Annotated in this window: 10 protein-coding genes; 8 read left to right on the forward strand and 2 right to left on the reverse strand. The window is 73.3% G+C overall.

Annotation, left to right across the window (positions count from 1 at the left end):
- Window positions 1-48: 48 nt before the first annotated feature.
- On the forward strand, window positions 49-6,564 hold the full coding sequence (locus IE109_RS16355; RefSeq protein WP_229891109.1) for an RHS repeat-associated core domain-containing protein: 6,516 nt from the start codon (window positions 49-51) through the stop codon (window positions 6,562-6,564).
- 38 nt (window positions 6,565-6,602) lie between these two features.
- Window positions 6,603-6,893 carry a hypothetical protein gene (locus IE109_RS16360; protein WP_189551603.1) on the forward strand — a complete coding sequence of 97 codons (291 nt, stop codon included), beginning with the start codon at window positions 6,603-6,605 and terminating at the stop codon, window positions 6,891-6,893.
- A 110-nt stretch (window positions 6,894-7,003) separates the two neighbouring features.
- Here the strand turns inward: IE109_RS16360 and IE109_RS16365 are convergent, their stop codons facing one another.
- Window positions 7,004-7,600 carry a histidine phosphatase family protein gene (locus IE109_RS16365; protein ID WP_189551604.1) on the reverse strand — a complete coding sequence of 199 codons (597 nt, stop codon included), beginning with the start codon at window positions 7,598-7,600 and terminating at the stop codon, window positions 7,004-7,006.
- A gap of 183 nt (window positions 7,601-7,783) precedes the next feature.
- Between IE109_RS16365 and IE109_RS16370 the strand changes: the two genes are divergently transcribed.
- The 6 genes from IE109_RS16370 to IE109_RS16395 all read left to right on the forward strand — a co-directional run bounded on the left by IE109_RS16370 (window position 7,784) and on the right by IE109_RS16395 (window position 15,310).
- Window positions 7,784-8,917, forward strand: a complete 1,134-nt coding sequence (locus IE109_RS16370; protein ID WP_189551605.1) for a hypothetical protein — start codon at window positions 7,784-7,786, stop codon at window positions 8,915-8,917.
- Window positions 8,908-10,497, forward strand: a complete 1,590-nt coding sequence (locus IE109_RS16375; protein WP_189551606.1) for a hypothetical protein — start codon at window positions 8,908-8,910, stop codon at window positions 10,495-10,497. Before IE109_RS16370 ends, IE109_RS16375 begins: the two co-directional genes overlap by 10 nt.
- Window positions 10,494-11,843: an AAA family ATPase gene (locus tag IE109_RS16380; RefSeq protein ID WP_189551607.1), complete on the forward strand. Its 1,350-nt coding sequence runs from the start codon at window positions 10,494-10,496 to the stop codon at window positions 11,841-11,843. The genes IE109_RS16375 and IE109_RS16380 overlap by 4 nt, the downstream gene beginning before the upstream one ends.
- A gap of 115 nt (window positions 11,844-11,958) precedes the next feature.
- Complete coding sequence (locus IE109_RS16385; RefSeq protein WP_189551608.1) at window positions 11,959-12,309, forward strand: DUF8844 domain-containing protein; 351 nt, start codon at window positions 11,959-11,961, stop codon at window positions 12,307-12,309.
- Window positions 12,310-12,869: 560 nt separating this feature from the next.
- Entirely contained in the window at window positions 12,870-13,688 is an 819-nt protein-coding gene (locus IE109_RS16390; RefSeq protein WP_189551609.1) for an FHA domain-containing protein, read from the forward strand.
- The gene (locus IE109_RS16395) at window positions 13,685-15,310 is read left to right on the forward strand and encodes a serine/threonine-protein kinase (RefSeq protein ID WP_229891112.1); all 1,626 of its coding nucleotides are present in this window, start codon (window positions 13,685-13,687) and stop codon (window positions 15,308-15,310) included. Before IE109_RS16390 ends, IE109_RS16395 begins: the two co-directional genes overlap by 4 nt.
- Before the next feature lie 65 nt (window positions 15,311-15,375).
- Here IE109_RS16395 and IE109_RS16400 read toward each other — a convergent pair whose 3' ends face one another.
- Complete coding sequence (locus tag IE109_RS16400; RefSeq protein ID WP_189551610.1) at window positions 15,376-16,281, reverse strand: M23 family metallopeptidase; 906 nt, start codon at window positions 16,279-16,281, stop codon at window positions 15,376-15,378.
- Between the last annotated feature and the right edge of the window lie 142 nt (window positions 16,282-16,423).

Raw genomic sequence — 16,423 nt, forward strand, 5'->3', positions numbered from 1 at the left:
GGCCGCACGCCCGGCCCACCACCGCTGTCCAGAATGCGGAGAAACCCCTTGACCAGCACGAAAAGGGTGCTGCCGTCATGGTCGTGGAACAGAGCGAGCCGCCGCCGAATAGCGGCGGTCGCCCTTCCCGTGACCACGGCCATCGTCACCACCCTGCTGGGCGCGGCACCGGCCCAGCGGTTCGAACGCGACCACAGTGCCCTGGAGAAACCGGACTTCGGCAGAGCCGAGGCGTTCGAGGCCAGGCACAAGAAGATCCCCGACCCCACGCTCCAGGCCGCGACCAGGACGCGTCAGCAGGCGGCCCGCAAGGTCGTATGGCCCGCGGCCGGCGCCGCGAGCACCACCATCCCGGCCAAGCGGAACGCCGGGGCCAGGGCCGGTGGCCTGCCCGTCACCCTCGGCCGACCGCTGCCGGCGAAGACGGCCGGGTCCGCGAAGGCCCGCGCGTCAACGACGGGCAATCCGCCGCAGGCGGCGCCGGCGAAGGCCGAAGTGAGGATTCTGGACCGCGCCAGGACCGCCAGGCTCGGCATCGACGGTGTGGTCATGACCGTCCGCCGCGCGGACGGCGGAACCGACCCGTCCGGGCTGTCCGTCGCCCTCGACTACAGCGGCTTCGCCCACGCGTACAGCGGCAACTGGGCATCGCGCCTGCGTCTGGTCCAGCTCCCGGCCTGTGCGCTCACCACCCCCGATAAGCCCGCGTGCCGCACCACGACGCCGGTCCCGTCCGCGAACGACACGGCGGACCGGACCCTCACCGCCCAGGTGACCACACCGAAGGCCACCACGGACCGGGCCCGCAGCGCGAGCGCCTTCACGGTCCTCGCCGCCTCGGCCGGCACCTCCTCGGACCAGGGCACCTACGAGGCCACCCCGCTGTCGCCGTCGGCGACCTGGTCGGGCGGCGGCTCCAACGGTGACTTCACCTGGTCGTACCCCATGGACGTCGTACCGACCCCCGCCGGTCCCACGCCGTCGGTGGCGATCGGCTACTCGGCGCAGGGCGTGGACGGCCGCACCTCCTCGACGAGCGCCCAGCCGTCGTGGGTCGGTGAGGGATTCGACCTGCCGACCTCGTACATCGAGCGCTCGTACGGGTCGTGCGACGACGACGGCCAGGACGGCAAGCACGACCAGTGCTGGAAGGAGGACAACGCCTCCATCGTCCTGAACGGCAAGTCCAGCAGCCTGATCCTGCTCGACAAGGCCAAGGGCACCTGGCGCCTCCAGGGCGACGACGGCGAGCGCGTCGTCCGCACCACCGGCGCGGTCAACGGCGACGACGACGGTGAGCAGTGGACCGTCACGACCACCGACGGCACCCAGTACGTCTTCGGCAGGAACCGGCTGCCCGGCTGGGCCACCGGCAAGGCCGAGACCAACTCCGTGTGGACCGTGCCCGTCTTCGGCGACGACTCCGGCGAGCCCGGCTACGACGCGGGCACCAGCTTCTCCGCCCGTGCCAAGACGCAGGCATGGCGCTGGAACCTCGACTACGTCGTCGACCCGCACGGCAACGTGATGACGTACTGGTACGACAAGGAACTCAACTCCTACGCCAAGAACGGCACGACCGGGAACGGCACGGAGTACGTCCGCGGCGGCCACCTCAAGCGCATCGACTACGGCCAGCGCACCGACACGGTCTTCTCCACCACCCAGCCCGCCGCGGCCCGGGTGAAGTTCACCGTCGCCGAGCGCTGCGTACCGGTCAGCGGCGGGGAGACCTGCACCACGCTGACCGAGACCAACCGCAACGCCTGGCCGGACGTCCCGTACGACCAGATCTGCAAGAAGGACACCGTCTGCACCGACCAGCCGGCCCCGTCCTTCTTCTCCCGCAAGCGCCTCACCGGTGTGACCACCCAGGTCTACAAGGGCACGGGCACCGGCGCGGACACCGACTACCGGGACGTCAACCACTGGGCGCTCAGCCAGTCCTTCCCCGACCCGGGCGACGGCTCGAACGCCGGCCTGTGGCTGAAGTCCATCCAGCACACGGGCCGGGTGGGCACACCCATCGCCATGCCGGCGATCACCTTCTCCGGTGTCCAGATGCACAACCGGGTGGACAAGACCGGCGACGACGTACCGCCGTTCATCAAGTGGCGCGTTCGCACCGTGACCTCGGAGACCGGCTCCGTCCTCACGGTCAACTACTCCGACCCCGAGTGCGTCGCCGACACCAACATCCCGGCCGCGCTCGACAAGAACACCAAGCGCTGCTACCCGGTGAAGTGGATCCCGCCGTCCAACCCGACGCCCGGCGAGAACCCGGCGCCGCGCACCGACTGGTTCCACAAGTACGTCGTCACCCAGGTCACCGAGTCCGACCCGACCGGCGGCGCCCCGCTGAAGCAGACGGACTACACGTACCACGGCGGCGGCGCCTGGGCGTACGACGACCAGTCGCCCATCACGCCGGCCAAGTACCGCACGTGGGGCATCTGGCGCGGCTTCCAGAAGGTCACCACGAACACCGGTGAGGCCGCGGGGGTCCGGTCCAGGACGACCTCCCTGTTCTACCGGGGCATGCACGGCGACAAGCAGCTCGACGGCACCACCCGCACGGAGACGGTCACCGACTCCACGGGCACGGCGGTGAACGACGAGGAGCAGTACGCCGGGCAGGTGCGCGAGGCCATCACGTACAACGGCACCACCGGCGGCGAGGTGTCCGGCACCATCACCACGCCGTGGTCGCAGAACACCGCGACGGCGACGCACTCGTACGGCACGGTGCGGGCCTGGATGACGCGCACGGGCAAGGAGGTCAGGCGGACCCCGGTCACGGGCGCCGCGCCGATCACCTCCACCACGTCCACGACGTACGACACGCAGAGCGGTCAGCCGCTGACGGTGGAGACCGAGGGGGGCGGGGTCAAGGACTGCACGCGGACCGAGTACGCCAAGAACACGACGGACTGGCTGCTGACGTACGTCAAGCGCGCCGAGAAGGTCTCGGTCGGCTGCGGCGTCACGCCGAACCGCACCGGTGACCCGGCCACCACGCACGTCGTCTCCGACGTGCGCACGTCCTACGACGGGCAGGCGTACGGCGTCGCGCCCACCAAGGGCGACGTCACCACCCAGCAGCGCGTCACCGGCTACAGCGGCGGCACCGCCCAGACGCAGACCGTCGCCACGGCGAAGTACGACCTCCTCGGCCGTCTCACCGACCAGTGGGACACCGACGGGAACCGCACCAACCACATCGACTACACACCGGCCGCGGGCGGACCCCTGACGGCGAAGAAGGAGACCAACGCCCTCGGTCACACGGTGACGACCGAGCTCGCGCCCGACTGGGGCTCCAACACGGTCAGCACCGACCCCAACGGCAAGCGCACCGAGAGCGCCTACGACGCCCTCGGCCGCCTGACCGACGTCTGGCTCGCCGACCGCGACCGCGCGAACGGGCAGACGCCGAGCCGCACGTTCGAGTACAGGATCCAGAAGAGTGCCGCGTCCTGGGTGGCGACCAAGTCGCTCAACAACGACGGCACCACCTACCAGACCTCGTACGCGATCTACGACGCCCTGCTCCGGCCGCGCCAGATGCAGTCCCCGGCGGCGGTGGGCGGTGGCCGCGTCATCGCGGAGACCACGTACGACACCCGTGGCCTCGAGGTCGAGACCTCGGCGGACTACATCGACGGCACCGCTCCGTCGGGCCAGCTCGCCACGCTGCTGACCGCGTCGCCCGCGGGCTCCCGGAAGATCTACGACGGTGCCGGCCGGCCGACGGTCGACATCGTCCTCGCCCAGGGGAAGGAGCACTCCCGCACCACCACCACGTACGAGGGCAACGCGACGACCGTCGAACCGCCGGCCGGCGCGTCCGCCGTGCGCGAGGAGGTCGACAGCCGGGGCCGCCTCGCGGAGAAGCGGGAGTACGAGGGCAGCAGGGCGACCGGCGCCTACACCCGCCTCGCCTACACCTACGGCCGGGCCGACCTGCTCACCAAGGTGCAGGACAGCGACGGCAACGCGTGGGAGTACGGCTACGACTTCCTGGGCCGCCAGACCAGCGCCACCGACCCCGACGCCGGTGCGTCCAGGAAGGAGTACGACCACTTCGACCGGATCAACGTCACCGAGGACGCCCGCGGCAGCATCCTCAGCCACACCTACGACGTGCTGGGACGGCCGACCGGCCGGCTCCTGGGCCGCATCCCCGTCGTCAACGGCGTGCCGACGATCGACGACTCGAAGTACCTGGCGCGCTGGTCGTACGACAGCATCGCCCTGGGACAGCCGACGTCCTCCATCCGCTACGAGGGCGGCAAGAGCGGCAGGGTCTACGCGACCACCAACGCCGCCTACGACCCGCTCTACCGGGTGCTGAAGGAGCAGTACACCATCAGCACCGCCGAGGGCGCGGTGGCGGGCACCGGCACGTACACCATCACCAACGCCTACAACCTGGACGGTACGCCGCAGAAACGGACCATCCCGGCCATGGGCGGCCTGGCCCAGGAGGTGCTCACCTACGGCTACAACGAGCAGCGCCTGCCCACCACCCTCCAGGGTCTGACCGGCCTGGTCCGGGGCACGGACTACCTGCCGGCCGGTGAGCGCATCCGTCTCACCCTGGGCGTCTCGTCCACCTCCAAGTGGACCGAGATCAACACCTCGTACGAGGACGGCACCAAGCGCCTGGCGCGGCAGACGGTCGTCTCGGAGTCCAACAGCGGCACGGACGCGGACACCTACTACCGCTACGACCCGGCCGGCAACCCGGTCGAGATCGACGACCGCTCCACCGCCGCGGGTGACAAGCAGTGCTTCACCTACGACGGGCACCGGCGGCTGAAGAGCGCGTGGACCGCGACGACGGACTGCGCGACGGCGCCGACCACCTCGGGCGTCGGAGGAATCGCGCCGTACTGGAAGTCGTACACCTACGACACAGCCGGCAACCGCAAGTCGGTGACGGACCACCTGGCCACGGGCGGCCCCGCCACCACCACGTACACGTACGACCGGACCGCGGCCGACGGCAGGCTCCGTCCGCACCTGCTGTCCTCGACCACGACCAGCCCCGTGGACCCGGCGAGGCCGACCACGAACTACACCTACGACGCCTCGGGCAACACCCTGACGCGCACGATCGGAGGCAAGACCCAGAACCTCGACTGGGGCCCGGAGAACAACCTCGCCAAGGTGACCGAGGCGGACAGCACGGAGACGTCGTTCCTCAACGACGCCACCGGCAACCGGCTCATCCGGCGCGACGCCAAGGGCACCACGCTGTACCTCGGCGAGACCGAGCTGCGGCACGACAAGGCGACCGGCAAGGTCGAGGCCACCCGGTACTACAGCCACGGCGGCCAGGTCGTCGCCGTGCGCACCCCGCAGTCGCTGACCTGGATGTGCACCGACCACAACGGCACGTCCAACGTCCAGGTCGACGCGGCCACGCAGATGGTCACCCGCCGGCAGACGCAGCCGTTCGGTGAGACGCGCGGCGCCAAGCCGGCCAACTGGACCGGCGAGAAGGGCTTCGCCGGGGGCACGCAGGACCCGACGGGGCTCACGCACCTCGGCGCGCGCGAGTACGACACGACGACGGGGCGTTTCATCAGCGCCGACCCGATCGCGGACATGAAGGACCCGCAGCAGATCAACGGCTACGCCTACGGCAACAACAACCCCGTCACCTTCGCCGACCCGGACGGCAAGTGGTTCTTCTCGATGATCGTGGCCCTCATCCGGGTGATCCGGGCCATCATCCGGTACGTCGCCGCGGCCATCCACACGTACTACCGCCAGAGTTCCGGCTACCGGGCGTCCCGCAACGGGTCCCGTACCGGCCTGTCCGCCTCCGGCAGTGCGAGCTTCGCCTCCAGCAGTGGCGACAGCTGCCCCGCGATCCAGCGGAACTACGGGATCTGCAACAACAAGGAGCCGGAGAACCCCGAATCGCTCGGGCAGCAGGCGAAGGACGCGGCCGGAGCGGTCGGTGACTTCCTCGCCGGCACGGCGGACGCGATCGAGTACGCGACGGAGCCCTGGTGCTGGTTCGGCGCGGACTGCGGCGTCCAGGAGACCTACCGCGAAAAGGCCAAGGAAAAAGGCGTCGACGTGGGCTCCGAGACCTTCAAGGACACGGAGAAGGCCCTTGAGGTCGGCTCGTGGCTGACGGGTATCGGGGGCATCCTGAAGAGCATCATCAAGAGGGCCGTCAAGGGCGGTTCGAAAACCGCGGACGCACCGGACACACCGGCGGCACCCAAGAAACCCACGCCGCCGACGACGCCCGCCGAAGCCGCCCGCATGCTGAAAGACCTGCCCAGATGGGGATCGGGCCTCAAGCGTGACGGCGGGCACCGGGCCGCCGACTTCGCGATCGACGATGTCGCCGAACACGGATCGGTGTTCCAGCGCGTGGGCGGGGACAAGCGCCCCTTCACCATCGTCCAGGTCCCCGGAGAGATGAACGGCAAGGCGGGCCGATTCGAGTGGATCATTGAGGAGCGCAGCATCGGGCTCCTCGTGAGCCATCAGCGTTTCGTCAATGGCGGCACGATCAACGGGATCCCGAACAAGCGGTAGGCAATCCGAGACGGCACAAGAAGACTGGAAAGAGCCGAATGGAACACACGGACCCCAGCTGGGAGGAGCGCCTCGCGCGCGCGGTCAAGCAGTACGAGGAGGGCGATCTGCCCTTGAACAGCCTGGCCGAAATCCTGCTCGTCTCTGTATCCGAAGCAACGTCGAGCCGAGGCGACACCTACCGCCTCGCCTGCGACCTGGCTTCCGAGTTGGAGAGGCATCACGACCTCCGCACCTCTCCGTGGAACACACCGGATGATGTGGGACCGGAAGACGAAAGGGACCTGCAGAACACCCTGGCCGAGGTGCGAAAGCTGATCTCGCACTGAGCCTCGAACGGGCCTCCTCCCGACTCACGGGAGGAGGCCCGTTCCCGTTGGGGGCCACCCGGCCTCCGGAGCCCGCGGCACGCAGCACCGGGTGGGGACGCACCTGCGGCTCAGCCCTCCAGGTGGCCCGTGTCGTTCCAGCGCTCCAGCGCGGGGGCGCCGTAGGCCCAGCCCAGGGCGGAGAGGCTCGTCGGGTCGAGGCGGACGCGGGCCGCGAACGACACGGGCTCGCCCAGCCAGCGGGCGGCGATCGAGCGCAGGACGTGGCCGTGCGCGAAGACCAGCACGTCACGGTCGGCCGAGCGGGCCCAGGCGACGACCTCGTCCGCGCGGTCGGACAGCTGCGCCAGGGTCTCCCCGTCCGGCACGCCGTCCCGCCAGATGAACCAGTCCGGCTCGATGGCCTTGATCTCGGGCGACGTCATGCCCTCGTACGCGCCGTAGTCCCACTCCATCAGCGTGTCCCACGGCTCGGCGCGGTCGCCGAACCCGGCCAGCTCGCAGGTCTCCCGCGCGCGTGCCAGCGGACTGGTGCGGACCTCGACACCGTCCAGGCCGTTCCAGGGGCTCCGGTGGAGTCGCTCGCCGAGCAGCTTGGCGCCCCGGCGGCCCTCCTCGAGCAGCGGTATGTCCGTCCTGCCGGTGTGCTTGCCCAGCAGTGACCATTCGGTCTGACCGTGCCGGGCGAGCAGGATCCGCGGTGCCATGGGGGCTCTCCTGAAGTTCTCGCGTGGGTGTCCGTCCATCATCGCGCACCTGGACGCGGCGCCACGAAGCGGGCGACCCGCACGGCGCCCGGCCGGTCGGCGCTCCGGCTGTCGCCGAGGGGATGACGGGGATGACGGGGATCCGAACCCCGATTGTCAGTGGCGGATGCGAGACTTCCGCGGGTGAGCGAATCCCTGGGCAGCGGACCGGTTCCACGTCCGCAGACGACACTCCGGCACCGGCTCGCCGAGCTGCGCGGCCCGGCGTCCGCGCCGCATCCGCTGGACGCCCGGGCGCTGGCGGCGCTGGCCGCCAACCCCGGCTGCCGGCGGCGCGCGCTGCTGGACGGCGCCGGGGTGGACAAGGCCGCGCTGGCCTCCGCGCTCGGGGCGCCGTCCGGCTTCGGGCAGTCGCAGTTCGCGTTCATGCGGGGCCACGCCTTCGAGGCGAAGGTCAAGGCCGACGGCGGCGCGGAGCTGCTGCGGCTGCTGGGCGTGGACGACCGGGAGGACGTCCGCGTACCGGACCTGACGGCGGCCGGCCCCCAGGGCCGTGCGGCGCGCACGGCGCTGGCGCTGCGCGAGGCGACCGAGGCGGGGGCCGAGGGGGCCTGGACGCTGCTCGACCACCCGATGCTGGCCCTGGAGGTGGCCGGTTCGCCCGCGTACCTGGAGCCGGACGCGGTGGTGGTCGGGCCCGGCGGGCGGTGGACGGTCGTGGAGATCAAGTCGTTCCCGATGATCGACGGCTCGGCGGACGCGGCGAAGGTCGGCGCGGCGGCCCGGCAGGCCGCGGTGTACGTGCTGGCGCTGGAGCGGACCGCGCGGGTGACCGAGGGGGCGTCGGTGGCGCACTCGGTGCTGCTGGTGTGTCCCAAGGACTTCACCAACCAGCCGACCGGCTCGGTCGTCGACGTGCGCAAGCAGCTGTCGGTGACCCGGCGGCAGCTGGCCCGGCTGACCCGGGTCGAGGACATCGCGGCGGCCCTGCCCGAGGGGGTGTCCTTCGACGTGGCGGCGTGCTCGGCGGAAGAGCTGACCGCCGCGGTGGAGGCGGTCCCGCACGCGTACGCGCCGGAGTGCCTGGCCGCCTGCGAGCTGGCGTTCCACTGCCGGGACCGGGCGCGGGCGGCGGGCGCGGTGGAGGCGCTGGGCCGCTCGGTGCGCGGCGAGCTGGGCGGGCTGACGACGGTCGGCGCGGTGCTGGCGGCGGCGCGTGGGGAGGCGGGCGACCCGGACGACCCCGCGGTCGCCGCGTTGCGGCGGGCGGCCGCCCTCCGGGCGGAGTCCCTGGAGGAGGCGGCCGCATGTCGCTGATCTCCACGCTGGCGCGGCTGGAGGCCGTCGAGTCGGGGCGCGCCCGGCCGCTGGCCACGGTGCGGCACCGGCACGTGGCCGAGCGGCCGCTCGTGCTCGTACCGCTGACGACCGCCGGCGAGGCGGGCGCCCCGCTGGGGGCGCTGGTCGGGACGGACCCCGAGGAGCCGACGCTGCTGGTCGTGCCGCAGCCGCGCGACCGGGACCTGCGGTTCGCGTTCCTCGCCGACCTCGCCGAGGCGGTCCTGCCGTACGTGGACGGGTTCGCGGACGACGTCGAGGCCGCCGAGCGCGGCGAGACCGACCCGGAGACCGGGAAGAAGGTCAAGGTCGAGGTGGAGTTGTGCGCGGACGCGCCGCAGCTGATCGTGCCGAGCCGCGCGGGCGTGGAGTACGTCCGGCTGCTGGGCCGCTCGACGCGGTTCCGCCGCACGGCCGAGCAGGACCCCGAGACGCCGTTCCCGGCGCCGCCGCGCGTCCCGCTGCTCGGGCGGTGGCTGACGCACTACGGGGAGCGGGCGCGGGTGCCCGGTTCGTCGCTGCTGCTGGCGGCGACCGACCTGCTGAACCGGCACTGGGCCACCGGCCAGTCGTCGCTGGAGGACCAGCACCTGGGGGCGCTGCTCGCCTGGATCGACGCGCCGGAGGGGAGCTCGGGCGCGGAGGCGGCCCTGAGGGCCGAGCTGGCGCGCGACCGGGACGGGCAGCTGCTGTGCCCCCCGGCCGGTCCGGCGACCGACCCGGCGTTCGACAACCGGCTGCTGGCCCCCGCGGTCGAGCGGTACGACCGGGCCCGGCAGGCCCTCGCGGCGGCCGAGGACGGGCAGGCCGCCGACGAGCGGCTGGGCGACCTGCACCGGGCGGAGCGGGAGATCCGGCGGCTGATCCTCGCCCAGCTGCGGCCCACGTGGCACGCGGTGTGGCGGGCGATCGAGCTGGTGCGCGAGCTGCCGCCGGGCGCCCGGGTGGCGGACCGGTGGACGCGCGACCGCTGGTCGTTCACCGGCCACCGGGACCGGGTGCGGGCGGGCGAGCCGCCGCAGCCGCGCCGGGACGACGCCGTGACGGCGGCGAACAAGCTGGCCGCGCGGGAGAGCGCGCAGACGCAGCTGGAGGCGCAGGAGGCGCTGGACGACCCGCTGGTGATGGCCGGGCGGCGGCTGACGGGCGAGGCGTTCGTGGCCGAGGTGGTGGAGGTGACGATGGCGTGGTCGGAGTCGAAGCGGCCCGCGCCGCGCCCGCTGCTGACCGTCCGCACGGACGACCGGCCGCATCTGGGGGAGGGCGTGAAGGCGTACCGCTCGCTGGAGGGCAAGCCGCAGACCGCCCGGTTCGTGCGGTACGAGGAGGACGGGTCGCTGGTGCTGCGGGTGCTGGACCGGATGGGTCGTGGCAAGGAGCCGGCGGAGGGTTCGGTGCCGGAGAAGGGCGACCGCCTGGTGTGGACGCTGTTCGAGCACGACCAGCGGGTGGGCCCGAAGCTGCCCGACCCCGAGGAGACGCCCTGGACACACGGCGGTCCGCCCCGGGTGGACGCGGTGGAGGCCCCTGATGCCGTGACGCCGGAGGACTTGCTGTGACGTCCGTTCCCTTCGACCCGTCCGCCGAGGCGGCCGGGGCCACCCGCCGCATCCTGGACGACACGCTGCACGGGGACGCGCGGGGCGTCGTCGTGGACTCGCCGCCCGGCGCGGGGAAGTCCACGCTCGTGGTCCGGGCGGCGCTGGAGCTCGCGGCGGCCGGCCGGCCCCTGATGGTGGTCGCCCAGACCAACGCGCAGGTCGACGACCTGGTGCTGCGCCTGGCCGAGAAGGAGCCGGAGCTGCCGGTGGGCCGGCTGCACAGCAACGACCCGGACCCCTACGACAAGGCGCTCGACGACCTCGGCAACGTACGGAAGTCGGCCAGGGCGGCGGACCTCGCCGGGCTGGACGTGGTGATCTCGACGGCGGCGAAGTGGGCCCATGTGAAGGGCGTCGAGCCGTGGGGGCACGCCATCGTCGACGAGGCGTACCAGATGCGGTCGGACGCGCTGCTGGCGGTGGCCGGGCTGTTCGAGCGGGCGCTGTTCGTGGGCGACCCGGGGCAGCTGGACCCGTTCAGCGTGGTCGGCGCCGACCAGTGGGCGGGTTTGTCGTACGACCCGTCCGCGAGCGCGGTGACGACCCTGCTGGCCCACAACCCGGAGCTGCCGCAGCACCGGCTGCCGGTGTCCTGGCGGCTTCCGGCGTCCGCCGCGCCGCTCGTCTCCGGCGCGTTCTACCCGTACACGCCGTTCCGCAGCGGGACGGGACCGGGGGACCGGCGGCTGTCGTTCGGGGTGCCGTCGGACGGTTCGGGGCCGGACCGGGTGCTGGACGAGGCGGCCGAGTCGGGCTGGGGCCTGCTGGAGCTGCCCGCCCGGCACACCCCGCGCACGGACCCGGAGGCGGTACGGGCGGTCGCGCTGGTGGTACGGCGGCTGCTGGACCGGGGCGGGGCGGCGGTGTCGGAGCGGTCGGAGGACCCCGTGCCCCTGACGCCGGACCGGATCGCCGTCGGCACGGCCCACCGCGACCAGGCGGCGGCGGTCCGGGCGGCCCTGGCCGGGCTCGGTGTCGCGGGGGTCACCGTCGACACGGCGAACCGTCTCCAGGGACGGGAGTACGACGTGACGGTCGTCCTCCACCCGCTGTCGGGCCGCCCCGACGCGACGGCGTTCCACCTGGAGACCGGGCGCCTGTGCGTGCTGGCCTCCCGCCACCGCCACGCCTGCGTGGTGGTGTGCCGGGCGGGCGTGGCGGACCTGCTGGACGAGCACCCCTCGACGGAGCCGGTGCAGTTGGGCGTCACGGTGAAGTTCCCGGACGGCTGGGAGGCCAACCACGCGGTGCTCTCCCACCTCTCGGAGCACCGGATCGCGTGGTCGCCCCGGGTGTCGCCCTAGGTACGGCGCGGGGCGGGGGCGTACTTGCGCCGGGCGGGAGAATGGAAGGTGGTCCATCACGACGGGGGCGTCCCCGCGGGTGGGGGAAGACTCGTCGTGCGAAGAGGAGACGTTCATGGCGGAGACCGAGCGGAGCGAGCGGCGGCTGCGACCCGCGCCCCTGCTCTTCGAGCCGGCGGAGGCCGCCTCCGACCCGGAGCACTTCTTCGACCTGGAGTCGATGGAGGACCCCCGGGAGCTGCTCGCGCGCTCCACGGAGCTGGCGCTCGCGTTCCGGGCGGCGACCGACCGGGCGGTGGAGTTCCAGGCGGTCGCCGCCGCCCAGCTCGCCGATCCCAAACGGTTCGACCGGCTGACGGCGGAGGACATCGCCGAACGCGCCGCCTGGACCGAGGACTACGCCAAGAAGATGATCGAGTTCGGCCGGGACCTGCTGCGCACCGGCGGCCGGGCGGACGAGCGGTAGCCTCCCGCGGCCCCGGAGCCCGCCGCGCCCGGAGCCGTCGTCGTCCCTGGCTCCCCGGGGCCGCTCCCCGGCGTCCCCGGGCCGCCGCGCCGCCCGGCACGGGTCGCTTCGCCACCCTGGACCACCGGTCCCCGCGCCGGCTGCCGGACCGGCCCCGGGTCGGTCCCGCACCCTGCCGGCCGGTCCCGGCACCGGCCGGCACACCCGGTCCTCGTACCGGTCTCCGGACCGGTCCGGAGACCGGTACGTTCGCCGGTTCCCGCAGGGGTCCGGGGCGGGAACCGGACGACTATTTCCGGCCAGATTTTCGCGTTCCGGTGTCGGCCATCCGGCTCGCGGCGCAGCCGTCGCCGGGTTGCCGCGCAGGTGGTGACCGCACGCCGTGGCCGCGGCCGGACGGCTTTCTGCCAGCGGCCGAAAGGGCGCGACAGGGCCGAAGGTTGAACGTCGGAGTACCGCCTCGCGGCCGGGTCATACTTGCGCCTGCGGGCGGGGGCCAGGGGGAGACCGGGTGCCGCGCCCGTGCTGGGCGACGACCGTGTGCTTTCCAAGGGGGAACGATGAGTGGCGTACTGATCCACCTACCGCCGGGCGAGGGAACGGGGCCGGCCACCGGCCGGGAGGCCGGAGCCATGGCCCCCGGTCCGGTGACCCTGCGGCTCGGCGCGGGGGGCGTGGCCCGCTTCGGGCGGGGCTCCGCCTCCACCCCCGTCGAGCTGAGGCTGGCCGACCCGGCGGTGTCCCGGCTCGCCGGGGAGATCCGGGTGACGGACGACCACTGGCAGCTCAGCAACCTCAGCTCCGGCCAGACCTACCTGGTGGAGAACCCGGAAGGAGCCGGGGAGTACTTCAGGGTCCCGCCCCGGCGGGCCGGCGCCCCCATCCCCTTCGAGTTCGCACGCGTCGTGCTCCCCACCCGGGGGTCGGCCGTCAGCTTCCAGGTGTTCGCGCCCGACCACGTGTACATGGACCCCGACGGCATGGACGGCTGGGGCACCCGCACGCTGACCGCCTTCTCGCTGGACGAGACGGCCACCTACTTCCTGGTCCTGGTGGCGCTGTGCGAGCCACGGCTGCGCGACGAGTCGGCGGTGGCCGTGGCGACGACCCCGCAGATCGTGGACAGACTGCGGAGCCACCCGGAGTGCGGCCGGCTGACCGCCCGGGCGGTCAGCTCCCACATCGACTACCTGGCGGAGGAGAAGCTGCGGATCAGCGCCCCCGCGACGGCGGACCCCCGGCAGGGCGCCCGGCGCAACGGCAAACGGGAGGCGGTGGTGGGCCTCGCCCTGCGGTTCGGGCTCGTCCGCGAGGAGCACCTGGCACTGCTGCCGCCCAGGGCCCCCGCACCGCACCGGGTGGAGGTGGCGGGCCGGTGAGCGGCGGACCGGTGGAGGTGGTGCCCCCCGGCTACCGCGTCGGCGACTGGGAGGTGACCGAGCCGATCGGGGCCGGCGGCTGGGGCACGGTGTACGCCGCCCGGTACGTGGGGCCGCCGCGGGCCGCCGGGGACGGCGACGGCCCCCCGAAACCGGGACCGGAACCGGCACCGGAACCGGGCCGCGAACCGGGCCGGTCAGCGGAACCGGGCGGCGCCGGGCCGGTGCCGGACGTGGCTGACCTGGCGGAGGTGGCGCTCAAGTTCCTCCCCACGGCGGGGCTGGCCCCGCGCCAGGCACGGGGGCTCGTGGAGACCGCCCGGCGCGAGACCGAGCTGGGCCGGCGGGCCCGGCACCCGAGGCTGATCCGGCTGCTCGACTCCCTCACGCTCAGCGAGCCCGCGAACCCGGTGCTCGACGGGGCGGTCGTACTGGTCATGGAGCGGGCCCGGCACAGCCTGCGGGAGCGGCTGCACATTCCGTCCGCCCAGGGCCCCGCGGCCCCCGCACCGTCCGGCGAGCGGACCTCCGACCCGCCGGCGGAGGCGGAGGGCGCCCGGTTGCTCACGGAGATCTGCGAGGGGTTGGCGCACCTGCACGCGCTGGGCTGGGTGCACGGCGACCTCAAGCCGGACAACGTCCTGATCATGGCGGACGGCTCCGTGCGGCTCTCCGACTTCGGCCTCGCCGTGGAGCTGAACGGCACCCACGGCTACATCCCGCCGCTGGGCACCCCCGACTACCTGCCGCCGGAGCGCTGGCGGGCCCCGCTCGGCGAACGCGGCGTGCAGGTGCGGCCGAGCACCGACATCTGGGCCCTGGGCATCATGATCCACCAGGTGTTCACCGGAGGCGTGTCCCCCTTCCCGGGCGCCACGCCGATGGCGCGGGGGGCCGCCGCCCAGGAGTACGCCGAAGGCCGGGCGCCGCTCCGCATGGATCTGCGCGTACCGCCCTTCTGGCGCGACCTGGCGGCGGACTGCCTCACGCCCGCCCAGGAGGAGCGCGCCGTGCACACCGCCGCCGGCCTGCTGGCCCGCATCCGCGCCGCGCGGGAACGGGAACAGCAGCGACCCGCGGTCACCGCCCGGGCCCCGGTCCCCGCCCACGCCCCGGGCGCCGCATGGTGGCAGGGGCGCGCCGCGCTGCTCGGCGTCACCGTGACCACCGTGGTGTGCGGCGCGGCGGCCGCCGCCGCGGTGGCCCTCCTCGGCGGGGAGGACCGGTCCCCGCGGTCCGGCGCCGGCGCGACCGCCGGAATGGGGACGGCGGCGGGCGGCGAACGGACCGCGCGGATCGAGGTGTTCAACGCCGAGGAACCGTGCCGCCAGGCGGGCAACCGGGACAAGTTGTGCAGCCTCGGCCTGGCGATCGACCCCGTGAAGCCGTACACCCTCGACAACGTCGTCACGACCCGCGTGTGGCACGGCGACACCCTGGTCGCCGACTGCCAGGTCCCGCAGGGAGTGCCGATCGCCGACGAGGCGGGCGAGCGGTCCACCCAGTGGTTCAGGGTCCGGCTGCCCGCCGGTGAGGGCAGGGGCACGGCCTGGCTGCCCGCCGTACGGGCGAAGGACCGCCCCGCGCTCCCGGAGTGCGCGGGACGGCCCTCACCGGCCTGAAGCCGGGCCGGGCCGGCCGAAGCCGGGCTGAGCCGGGCCGGAGCCCGGCCGCGGCCCGGGCGGCGTCAGCACAACCGGATGTCCCGCCCGTCGTTGTCCTTCGCCTCGTCGTTCCCCCAGCGCTGGAGGTAGTACGCGGAGACGTAGGCACGGCCCGTGCCGCCGGGTGCGACCTCGTCCAGGTCGGTGAGCAGCCACCAGTGGTTGTACGAGTCGCCGACCCGCACCTCGTCGCCCCACTTCTTGCACAGGACGTAGTTGGTGCCCTTCAGCAGCCTGCCCTGCGGGGCGCAGCGCGGACTGCCGTCGCCGACGCAGTCGACCGCCGCGTAGCCGGTGGCGTCGGCGAAGGTGTCGACCCAGACCCGCGCCGGGTCGCCGCCCCCGCCGCAGGCGTTGGTGCTGGTGACGCGGGGGAACGGCCCGGCGGGCGAGAGCCGGTACTCGGTGCCCTGGATCACCGGGTGGACCATCTCGTCCGTCTCGCCGTCGTTGTCCCCGTTGGCGTCGTACAGCTGCTCGTAGTGCAGGTGCGCCGAGGTGGTCCCGACCAGCCCGAGCCGTCCGAGCGGCGTCCCCGAGGCGACCTGCTGTCCGAGCCGTACGTCGATGCGGTCCAGGTGCAGGTAGACCGTGAACCATCCGCCGCCGTGGTTGATCTCCAGGCCGCCCGGTGCGAAGAACTCGGTGACCGTGCCGGCCGCCGAGGCGGCGACCCCGGCGCCGAGCGTGTCACCGCCGACGCGGTACATGTCGAGTTTCTTGTCCTCGGGCGTGTGGCCCTGGTACGTCTGCAACTGCCAGGTCTGGCCACAGGCGAAGGGCAGCCGGAAGTCGGGCCGGGCGGCGGCGGCCGCAGGGGTTGCCCCCGGCCCCACCAGCCAGAGCCCGAGCACCGTCAGCGCCGTCAGGACGGCGGTGACGGGTCCGGCCGCCGGCAACCGGAGCGGACGTCTCCCGCGGAGATGCATGGGATCCTCCTTGCCCGCACGGCACGGTGCCGGGCGGTCCCTCCGTACCGTGCCGCAGGGACGGTACGGAGCGGACCCCCGCGTGTTCCGGGGTGTCAGCACTGGCGGGTGACGCCGCCGGTCGCGTCGCCCTTGAGGTAGA

It is taken from the genome of Streptomyces lavendofoliae, from assembly GCF_014649735.1.
Taxonomy (GTDB): Bacteria; Actinomycetota; Actinomycetes; order Streptomycetales; family Streptomycetaceae; genus Streptomyces; species Streptomyces lavendofoliae.

Excerpts from the sequence above, each read along its gene's own strand:
- IE109_RS16360 (WP_189551603.1), top strand. The coding sequence starts at position 6,603 with ATGGAACACACGGACCCCAGCTGGGAGGAGCGCCTCGCGCGCGCGGTC.
- IE109_RS16365 (WP_189551604.1), bottom strand. The coding sequence starts at position 7,600 with ATGGCACCGCGGATCCTGCTCGCCCGGCACGGTCAGACCGAATGGTCA.
- IE109_RS16375 (WP_189551606.1), top strand. The coding sequence starts at position 8,908 with ATGTCGCTGATCTCCACGCTGGCGCGGCTGGAGGCCGTCGAGTCGGGG.
- IE109_RS16385 (WP_189551608.1), top strand. The coding sequence starts at position 11,959 with ATGGCGGAGACCGAGCGGAGCGAGCGGCGGCTGCGACCCGCGCCCCTG.
- IE109_RS16390 (WP_189551609.1), top strand. The coding sequence starts at position 12,870 with ATGAGTGGCGTACTGATCCACCTACCGCCGGGCGAGGGAACGGGGCCG.
- IE109_RS16400 (WP_189551610.1), bottom strand. The coding sequence starts at position 16,281 with ATGCATCTCCGCGGGAGACGTCCGCTCCGGTTGCCGGCGGCCGGACCC.